At 38.5% G+C, this 6,170-nt stretch carries 6 protein-coding genes; 5 read left to right on the top strand and 1 reads right to left on the bottom strand.

Features of this window, described 5'->3' with window-relative positions; genetic code table 11:
- Window positions 1-265 precede the first annotated feature (265 nt).
- Entirely contained in the window at window positions 266-865 is a 600-nt protein-coding gene (locus A1QC_RS09380) for a YceI family protein (protein ID WP_158006027.1), read from the top strand.
- 121 nt (window positions 866-986) lie between these two features.
- Window positions 987-1,217 carry a DUF3622 domain-containing protein gene (locus A1QC_RS09375; RefSeq protein WP_017026078.1) on the top strand — a complete coding sequence of 77 codons (231 nt, stop codon included), beginning with the start codon at window positions 987-989 and terminating at the stop codon, window positions 1,215-1,217.
- A 128-nt stretch (window positions 1,218-1,345) separates the two neighbouring features.
- On the opposite strand, the gene A1QC_RS09370 is transcribed toward A1QC_RS09375, so the two are convergent.
- The gene (locus A1QC_RS09370) at window positions 1,346-3,304 is read right to left on the bottom strand and encodes a RecQ family ATP-dependent DNA helicase (RefSeq protein ID WP_017026077.1); all 1,959 of its coding nucleotides are present in this window, start codon (window positions 3,302-3,304) and stop codon (window positions 1,346-1,348) included.
- A gap of 264 nt (window positions 3,305-3,568) precedes the next feature.
- Here A1QC_RS09370 and A1QC_RS09365 point away from each other — a divergent pair, with 264 nt between their 5' ends.
- The 3 genes from A1QC_RS09365 (at window position 3,569) to A1QC_RS09355 (ending at window position 6,163) form a co-directional block, all read left to right on the top strand.
- Window positions 3,569-4,066, top strand: coding sequence for a GreA/GreB family elongation factor (locus tag A1QC_RS09365; RefSeq protein WP_017026076.1), 498 nt, complete (start codon window positions 3,569-3,571; stop codon window positions 4,064-4,066).
- A gap of 114 nt (window positions 4,067-4,180) precedes the next feature.
- Window positions 4,181-4,948 (top strand): DUF2884 family protein, encoded by a 768-nt coding sequence (locus tag A1QC_RS09360; RefSeq protein WP_017026075.1) that lies wholly within the window; start codon window positions 4,181-4,183, stop codon window positions 4,946-4,948.
- Window positions 4,949-5,029: 81 nt separating this feature from the next.
- Complete coding sequence (locus tag A1QC_RS09355; protein ID WP_017026074.1) at window positions 5,030-6,163, top strand: helix-turn-helix transcriptional regulator; 1,134 nt, start codon at window positions 5,030-5,032, stop codon at window positions 6,161-6,163.
- Window positions 6,164-6,170 lie beyond the last annotated feature (7 nt).

Genomic DNA, 6,170 nt, shown 5'->3' with positions numbered 1-6,170 from the left:
TAGGAAAAGCAAGTTCATAAGACGGTCACTTCGGTGGCCGTTTTTTATTATTACTCTGCTCTGTTTATAAACTAGGTTCAGATCACATTTAGATGAAATATCTCGAATTTGAGAAAGTTTTACATTACTAATACTTAGAAGTGTTGTCTTAAATATACACTAAGCTAATAAGTGATGTGTTGGTCACGTTTATTCCCTCTTTAATTGAGCATGAATATTCAATTGGTTGGGGTCTGTTAATATTCCCACTACATGGATGGCCGCTATGAAAATACAAATAAAGAAATCGTTAATGTCAGTTTTGATTGCCGGTGCGATGGTTGCATTACCACAAACGGCATTGGCAGGGTGGACACTCGATAATCAAAATTCGGCATTAAGTTTCGTGTCGGTAAAAAATAGCGCTGTGACGGAAGTACATCAATTCAAAAATCTATCCGGATTAATTGATGACAAAGGCTTGGTTATGGTGGATATCGACTTAGCCAGTGTAGACACGAAAATCGAAATTCGAGATCAACGAATGAAGGACATGCTTTTCAACGTTGATAATTACCCAGAAGCCAATTTGAGTGCTCAGATTAATATCGAACAGTTGGTCACGTTAAAACCCGGTCAATCAATGGTGATGCCCATTGATCTTGAATTGGCTCTCCACGATAAAACTCAAAAGATCAAAACAACGGTTTCCGTCGTTGTGTTGGAAGAGGGAGCATTACAGGTCACAACAATAGAGCCAGTTGTGATATATGCGAATCAATTTGGTTTAGAGGATGGCGTAAAAGCACTACAAGAGGTTGCAAAACTTAATGCTATTGCGTTGGGAGTGCCTGTAAATGCTCAGTTTGTTTTTAAACCAGAATAAATCATGAGACGCATGAATAATTTTTACATCTTTCTGTTTTGAATTGTGCTCTAATGCGCACCTAATTTAACCCTTGCGCCAGAGCGAATGTTTCACCATGGGGCCGGGTAGGTAACATATTATGAGTAAAAAATACGACTTCCAACTAATTGAAAAACGAAACGGTTGGGCTGCTGAAATTATTCGTCAAATCACTTCACGTCGTACTATCGTGTCGAAGCGTCAGTTAGGTTTTACCACTGAAGCTGAAGCAAAAGAATGGGCAGAAAAAGAATTGATTGAGTTTCAAAAAATTCAAACAGAGCGTAACAAACGTCGCTCTGCTGCTGACAAGCGTAAAAAGCAAGATTAAGATTAAACTTAATCAGCGGCTTATGAAAAATAAAAACGGTCACCGATGAAGGTGGCCGTTTTTGGTTTCGTAGTTCTAGAATGCTTACTAAGATCGAAGTGAACTAGCAACCAATGTTTGAGAGTTTGCTACACACTTTCCACCCACGCTTTAACCTGTGCAAATGGGTATTGTTCTAATTTCCCATAACCTTCCATTTTACTGGCCTTGAGTTGTGAACTCAGCGGGGTCGCAATGCCACATAAAAAGCGAGTAATGGCCTCGGATGTCAACGTCCAAGTTTTAGAACGATCACTATTCATAAAAGCACTTTGATAAGGTTTTAGCCAATATTCCACTTGAGATAATGGCACGTCATCAAGGTAAGGTTTTGGCAGTGTTGCTACTTGTTTTCGACACACACTACAATGTCCACAAGCATTTGGAACATCATGATCTAAAAAGTATGCAGCTAGCTTGGAGCTCAAGCAGTACGGGCTTTCAAATAATTGAATAAGCGTTTGTATTCGGTTTAGATCACCATGCTCTTTTTGCTTAAATAACTCACTTAATTCATTGGCGAGTTCATGATGATCAAGCTGATCCCCCACCACTTGATAGACATCGGTGATCTGTTTACTTTCGAGTTCAATAAGCCCTTGCTCGTGGAAATAATCGAGTGCGGCCACTACGCGACTTCTTTCTGCTTGATAGCCCATCCACAAACCATCGAAATCAACGCTGCGCCATGTTCTTGCCACTTTCGAGCAACTGAATATGGCTTGAATAAATTGTCGACGTTCGGCATTTTTTTGATCTTGCGGAAAACGAGCCAGAATATCCGCTTCACTCACAATATGTTTAAAGCGGTAGTCGGCGTAATAGCTGTATTTGGCTTGAATGACTTGTTTTAACTCCAAATAGACTAATAAGGTTTTAAGCGGCAATTGCCTGATATTGGCATCACGAGAAAGGCGTGTGAGCATCACTTCCCATTGGCCGGATGAGGTTTGCTCATCATAAATTGAAGCCAACACAAAATGGATTGATTCAGGATCGGGCGAGTCACCATAGACAAAGTTTTCTAACACATTAATTCCTGAGGTATTGGCGAGAACTGTACAGTAAGACTTTTCTCCATCCCGTCCGGCGCGACCAATTTCTTGCGAATAATTCTCTATCGATTTAGGCAAATCAAAATGCACCACACGACGAATATCCGATTTGTCGATGCCCATGCCAAAAGCGATTGTGGCGACAATGCAAGGCACTTCACCTGTCATAAATTGCTGTTGAATGGATTGGCGAAGATCGGAATCTAAACCGGCATGATAGGCCAGTGCATTCATGCCATGATGTTGTAAATGTTTCGCCACTTGTTCGGCGGTATGTTGCAAAGTGACATAGACAATCGTCGGTAAGTTGGCTTGAGTACAAAGCAGATCAACTAAGGCTTGTGGCTTTTCTGATTCCTCACAAGGCAGAACATTGAGATCTAAATTTGGACGGTAAAAACCAGTGATAGTAATATTGTCTTTCGCGATGTTGAATTTTTGGCTCATATCCTCAATCACAGCCGGCGTTGCGGTGGCGGTTAATAAGAGCACTTGAGGAATATTGAGGCTTTGGCAATAAAATGGCAGCTTTAAATAATCCGGGCGAAAATTATGTCCCCATTCGGAAATACAGTGCGCTTCATCAACTACGAGCATTGAAATAGGAATTTGAGAAATAAACTGGCGAAAGCGCTCGTTCTTTAAACGTTCCACCGAAATCATTAAAACTTTTATTTCGCCATTACGTACTTGCTGCAAGATACGATTGGTGGTTTCTCTGTCTTGACTGGAGTCAACCGAAGCGGCCGCAATGCCTTTGCTATGAAGAAATTCCAGTTGGTCTTTCATTAACGCGAGAAGAGGAGAGATGACTAAGGTGAGGTTCGGTAAAATCACTGCGGGTAGTTGATAGCATAAAGACTTACCTGAGCCGGTCGGGAAAATCGCCGCCGCCGAATTGCCTGCGAGAATGGTTTCAATAACTTTCTTTTGACCACCTCGTAAATCATCGAAGCCAAAATAATCCTTTAGTGTCTGTTGAACTTGGTTCATCCGTCATTCTCATTTTTAAGTCTCGTTTTATCGATATAGTACGCGATTTCAAATGGCATACCCAGTCGCTTTGTTGTGAAATGTAACCTGCTCTAAAATCACTTGGTACTAAAGCTAACATATTTATTTATAAAGTATTAAGTGAGCCAAATATAAGGGCTTAAAAATGAATATCCGTAACTCAGGTTATTTAGTTTATAATTCAATTTTAAAGCCTCCGTTATGGAGGTTTTTTGTTTTAACAGCCTAAGCAATGGAACACTCATGAGTTCGATATCCATCGATAAGACGATGTTACACCATGTTATTGTAGAGAAACTGACTCACCTTCATTCTGTAGCATTGAGCGCGACTCAAACGGCTATTGATACTGCAACTGATCAAGAAAACGCGCCAGAACATAAGTACGATACCTTGAGCCTAGAGGCGGCTTATCTTGCGCATGGACAAGCCCAACGTTTGCAGCAGTGCGCGAAAGATATTAATACCTTTAAATCTCTGCCAATTAAGCACTTTTCGGAAGAAGACTTGTGCTCACTTGGCGCGTTAATTGAAGTGAATGATGAAAATGATGAACATAAATGGTTTTTTATTAGCCCCGTGGCAGGTGGGTTACGTTTTGATTTTAATGGTATTTTAATTCAGCTGGTGACATCTGAATCACCATTAGGCAAAGGGTTAGTCAAAAGCCGAGTTGGAGATGAATTCGACATGAATATTGCAGACCATCAGAAAACATACGAAATTATGACTTTGCTTTAATAACAAAATTGAATGAATTCACTTATTATTGACGTAAAAATAATGAATATTGTTAGAGTTTGAGTCTAAAGTTATAGAAACCTTGTCTTTACTCATCTCTAATGAGGCTACGCTATGAAAAACACCAAAATGAAACAAACATTACTTGCGGCTACGTTAACCTTGACGTCGTTGTCGACATTTGCCCAAATGCCGCAGTGTGATATTCGCATTGATAACGAAATGCACTTAAAAGACGATTCAGTTTCTGTTTATCAAGATGGCCAACCGAAAGTAGTGATTGATCAAGATAACCAGGTCTTTATTAATGGTCAGAAATTAGATCTAAATAAGATGCAACAACAAGCCGTTGAAACATACCGAGAAAAAGTAACGGCGTATGTGCCTCGTGCTAAAAAGATTGCAGATGATGGTGTAAAGCTGGCTAATGATGTTTTGGATGATGTAAGTGAAACATTTAAAAATCAAGCGGCCTTCGACAACGTAAAAAAAGCGATTGATGACTTTTACTCAGATATTGAGTCTCGCTATTATCAAAATGGAGAATGGATCCTGAAAAAAGATGCTGTCAGTCAAGCTATCTCTAATTGGAAAGCAGATTCAGCAGCAGCGATGCAACGATTTAATGGAGAGTTCTTCTCAAGTGCTTTTACTGTATTATCTGAAAAAATGAAAGCAGACGGCAGTGTTAATTTAAGTGAATTACAAAATCAGTTAATTGATTTAAAAACAAAAGTTGAAACGCGTATTCAAAGTCAATCTACTGATCTTCAAAAAGAAGCCAATGATTATTGCGGTAATCTACAAGATTTAGCGAAAGATGAAAAAGAATTACATAAACAAATACCGCAATTAAAAGGTTATGAAGTGTTTGTGATTTAAATTAAAAAATAGGCCATGTAACTCACCATTTTCTCGTCTCATTGACTATATTAAACATTAATATAGTCAATGAGGTGAGGTATGGAGTCCCATTTTAACTTCCAAACATTTGAAAAACTAATATCAAACCTTTATTTATCCCCAACCAATACTGACCACTTTCAGTCTTTTTTAGATAGCTTAGTGGAAACCTTTCAACTTTCTGATGCCATTCTACATATAGAAAGTAACCAACCAGATGCTATTGAATTAAAAAGCATATGGATTGCAGGCCCTACTTCATATGCTATTTTGCAAGGCGTGGATCAAAATTTATTGGATTTAAACTATTTTGGTCAATTTATGTTGAAGCAACCGGTTGAACACTTTTATGGTTGGATGTTAGATCAAGGTCGATATCCTGATAATTTTGATAATTATCGTTATAAACCAATCCATGATTGGTTCGATAGTCACCAATTTATTGATATCGCAGGATGTATTTTTAAGTTAGATCATTGCCATGTCTTTTTTCATGCACATAGACAGCATGATGTTGGTATTTTTACTCAAAAGGATATTGCGGCGTTCAATGCTTTGGTTCCACATATAAAGCAAGCACTCAATTTATACTTTCACCTTAAGTCTGCAGTATATTCTGAATACGATTATTCAATATTAGATTTTGTGCATCATCCTTCAATTTTATGCCATAAAAATGGCGATGTTTTGTATGCGAATGAGTCCGCAAAACGATTGCTAGCTCTTTACGAAAATATTGAACTTACTAGTAATGATTTGACCTTAGATACCCCGGCGAAGACCAATCAACTTAAAATAGCGGTGTTGAGAGCGAGTATTACAAAGCCGGGTGATAATGAGCACTCTATTATTACGCTTGAGACTGGAAGCTACCCCCTTACTTTGTTAGTGATGCCAGTTAAACATAACAGAGGTGCGCATTTGTCAGGTGCTATTGTGTACTTTTATGATAAAGAAAGTTCGATTGTGGTGAATTTAGATATTATTGCCCTTATTTTTAATCTAACCAAAATTGAAGTGTCGATTTGTGAATTGATGATCTTGGGTATTAGCAGAGATGTGATTGCCGAAGAAATAAATCGATCGATTCATACAGTTAAGGATTATATTAAATCGATATATTTGAAAGTGGGGGCCAATAGCCAAACTGAACTTATTAGTACACTTTTGAAGTTTCCTGTTTTTCCAGTTTAATCCCCCC

Origin of the sequence: Vibrio rumoiensis 1S-45 (genome assembly GCF_000286955.2) — a bacterium.
Lineage (GTDB): Bacteria > Pseudomonadota > Gammaproteobacteria > Enterobacterales > Vibrionaceae > Vibrio > Vibrio rumoiensis_A.
The sequence above is the reverse complement of the archived record's forward strand: the minus strand, read 5'-3'. Positions and strand labels throughout refer to the sequence as shown.